This window comes from Candidatus Eisenbacteria bacterium (genome assembly GCA_005893305.1).
Classification (GTDB): Bacteria; Eisenbacteria; RBG-16-71-46; order SZUA-252; family SZUA-252; genus WS-9.
The window spans coordinates 1-3302 of record VBOZ01000010.1; the positions used below are offsets into that span (position 1 = coordinate 1).

At 67.6% G+C, this 3302-nt stretch carries 3 protein-coding genes; 2 read left to right on the plus strand and 1 reads right to left on the minus strand.

The window, feature by feature from the left end:
• Together E6K79_03190 and E6K79_03195 are read left to right on the plus strand one after the other, a co-directional pair.
• A partial coding sequence (locus tag E6K79_03190) for a 3-isopropylmalate dehydratase large subunit (GenBank protein ID TMQ65887.1) occupies window positions 1-1014 on the plus strand: 1014 nt, incomplete at its 5' end.
• A 93-nt stretch (window positions 1015-1107) separates the two neighbouring features.
• Window positions 1108-2079 carry a MerR family DNA-binding transcriptional regulator gene (locus E6K79_03195; protein ID TMQ65888.1) on the plus strand — a complete coding sequence of 324 codons (972 nt, stop codon included), beginning with the start codon at window positions 1108-1110 and terminating at the stop codon, window positions 2077-2079.
• Here E6K79_03195 and E6K79_03200 read toward each other — a convergent pair.
• Entirely contained in the window at window positions 2071-3243 is a 1173-nt protein-coding gene (locus tag E6K79_03200) for a hypothetical protein (protein TMQ65889.1), read from the minus strand. The genes E6K79_03195 and E6K79_03200 overlap by 9 nt on opposite strands.
• Window positions 3244-3302: the final 59 nt, after the last annotated feature.

The following is a 3302-nucleotide window of genomic DNA, read 5'->3' on the forward strand; positions in this document are numbered from 1 at the left end:
CCGGAGCAGGGCCTGATCGCGCCGGGCGGCTTCTACCCCGGGGCCGATTCCCACAGCCGCGCCTACGGGGCGTACGGCGCCGTGGGAATCGGCGTCGGCAGCACGACGCTCGGCTTCGGGTGGGCGACCGGCTACATCTACGTGACGGTGGCGAAACAGCGCCGCGTCGTCTTCTCGGGGAAGCTCCAGCCGTGGGTGAGCGGGAAGGACATCGTGTTGCGCCTCCTCCAGGGATGGGGCGTCAAGCAATCGCAGGGGATGTCGGTCGAGTTCGTCGATTCGGATCAGCAGCTTCCCATTCCATACCGAAATACGATCGCGAACATGATGGCGGAGGGGGAGGCCTTGAACGGGATCTTCGCGCAGGACGGGGTGACCGAGGCCTGGTATCGGGCGCGAGGGTTCTCGCTCCCGTATCCGCGGGTCGTGGCCGGCGACGATGCCCGCTACGAGATCGACGAAACGCACGACCTCTCGAGCGTGGCGCCGATGATCGCGAAGCCGTTCAGCCCGGGAAACGCGTTCCCCGCGGAGGAGGTCGCAACCGAGCGGATCACCTTCCACAAGGCGATGATCGGCTCGTGCACGAACGGCGGATACGACGACCTGCTTCAGGCTGCCCTGGTGATCCGAGGCGCGCGCGGGATCGGAATCGACCGGATCGGAAAGGGCTACGAGTTCATCGTCTTCCCGGGAAGCGGCACCGTGAAGCGGCTCATCGAGGAGCCCGATCCGCGCCTGGGAGGCGACTCGATCGCGGAGGTGCTGAGGCGCTCCGGCGCAGAGATCCGCGAGTCCTGGTGCGGCCCCTGCTTCGGTCAGGGCCCTGACTCCCTCTCCAAGGGGGAGCGGGCGATCACATCGTTCAACCGGAACTGGCAGAACCGGATGGGGGTCGGTGGGGAGGGCTATCTTGCTAGCCCTGCCGTGGTTGCTGCCTCGGCCCTGGCTGGGTACATGGCGCCGCCTTCGAAGCTCGGACTCCGGTGGGACCCCGAGGCGTACGGGGTCTAGCTCTGAATTAGCTATTCTCAATCTATTCAATATATGTTCATAATCTGTCCGAGTTGAGGAAGTCGATACTTCTCTCAAACCGGGGAGGAAGCCGTGCCCGATTCCGCGCGCAGCCGGGCGCTGACGATCGGCGCTCTTTCGCGCGCGACGGGCATCCCACCGGCCACGCTCCGCACGTGGGAGCGCCGCTACAAGTTCCCCCGCTCCGCCAGGAAGCCCTCCGGCCACCGCCTCTACTCCACTGAAGAGGTCCCGAATCTTCTCCGCATAAAGGCCGCGCTCGCTCTCGGGCATCGGCCGGCAGAGGTCTTCCGCCTTCAGCCCTCCGCAATCGATGCGCTCGTCGCGATCGGCGCCGCGCGCCCGGCACCGAGCCAGCCTGTTCCCCCGGCGCCGCCGCCACCGCCCGCCGCGCCGGCGGAGCGCATCGCGAACGACGTCGAGGGCTCATCGCACCGACTCCTCGAGAGCGTGAGATCCTTCGATCGCGTGGGTCTCGAGCGCGAGCTTCGCGCCCGATGGGCGCGCCTCGGGCCGGTAGGATTTCTCGAGCGGGCCGCGAGCCCATTCATGGAGGCGCTCGGCAAAGAGTGCCGCGAGGGACGTCTCCACGTCCGCCACGAGCATTTCGCGTCGTCGCTCCTGGCAGACCTTCTTCGAGAGCTCCGGCACCCCTACGACGATCGGGCATCCGGGCCCTGGGTCGCTGCGACGACCTTTCCGGGTGATCGCCACGAACTCGGCCTTCTGATGGCGTGCCTTCTCTGTGCGGTGCGGGGCTGGCGCGTGCTTTATATCGGGGTCGATACGCCGGTCGAGCAGATCGCCGCGCTCTCGCGGGAAGCGCCGCTCTCGGCCGTCGTCATGAGCATCTCGGCGACGGTGCCGCAAGCCTATGCGTTCGCCCTCACGCTCGACCTGCGCCGAAAGGTTCTCGAGCGGATCGCGATCTGGGTGGGAGGCAGGGGAGCGTCAGCGGTCGCCGCGGGAGTCCAGCCGTTCGATGATTTCGAGATCCTCGACCGCCATCTCGCCGCGGTCGCGGGCGGGGTCGCTCTACTTTAGGAGGCTCATCTTGCGGGTGAGACGTTTCCCGCCCGAGGCGAGATCGTAGAGATAAATCCCCGAGGAAACCGCCCGTCCCGCGTCATTCCGTCCATCCCAGCGCACCCGATAATCGGCGGCCGGGAGGGTCGCATCGACCAAAGTCCGCACGAGCCGCCCCTGCGCGTTGTAGATCCGGAGCGTTACCCTGCCGAACTTCTCCGTGCCGAACCCGATCGTCGTGATCGGATTGAACGGATTGGGCTTGTTGGCCGAGAGCTCGAACCGCGGCGCGGTCGGGGTCGTGACCTCCTCCACGGCCGTCGGAGCCTGGATCAAGAAGAGGCTGTCCGAGAACGACGTCGCGCTCGCGGTACCCGCCGAGTAGACAACGCCGCGCACCTTCGCCTGGGTCGTGGCCATCGATTGGTCGACGAAAAATTGGAGCGACCGCGGCGGTCCCGGCGTGACCGACGTCAGCGCGCCGAGCTGGATCGGATAGGTGCCCCCGCCGTCGCGCGAGAGGGAGAGGACCACCGAGTCGGCGGTCGCGCCACCAAGCGTCACCGTCACGGAATCGGGCTTCCCGGGCGGGATGTACTGGCCCTTCGACGGGTGCGAGACGAGGAGCGACATCACCGGCGCCAGCGCGGCGGCGGCGTTCAGCTTTCCTGCGCCCCAGGCCACGTTCGGAACCGTCCCAGTGAACCCGTCGACGCGCGCGGTCTGCTGGAGCCTGCCGCGTATGGCGGTCGATCCACCGTTCGCCCACGTGGGCTGTGCTAAGAGGAGCGCGACCGTGCCCGTGATCTGGGGAGCGGACATGCTGGTCCCCGCCTCCATCACGTGCATCCCGTCCGGCACGATGAGCGCCGTCTGCGGGGCCGTGTTCGCGGATTTCGCCGATGCCACGCCGAACCCTGGAGCAGAGAGGTCGGGCTTCAACCTTCCGTCGCGGAGCGGGCCCTGGCTCGAGAACGACGCGATGGCGTTCAAAGTCGGCTGCGGGTTCCAGCAGTAGGTGGCTGCGTCGATCGCGGTCCAGCAGGCCTTCGTCGTGTGCGCGGCCGCGGTGATCACCGAGTCGGCCGAGCCGGGCGATCCGATCACGCCGCCCGCCACGAGGCCCTGCGACCACGGAACGAGGGAGAGCCCGTTCCCCAGGCCGTTGCCGAAGAGGTACATGTCGACGCGGCCCGTCGACGCGATGCTGACGGGAGTGAACGCGAACGTCCACGTCCCTT

Bases quoted from the DNA above. Each gene is read 5' to 3' on its own strand.
- E6K79_03200 (TMQ65889.1), bottom strand. From the start codon at position 3,243: ATGTACCTCTTCGGCAACGGCCTGGGGAACGGGCTCTCCCTCGTTCCG.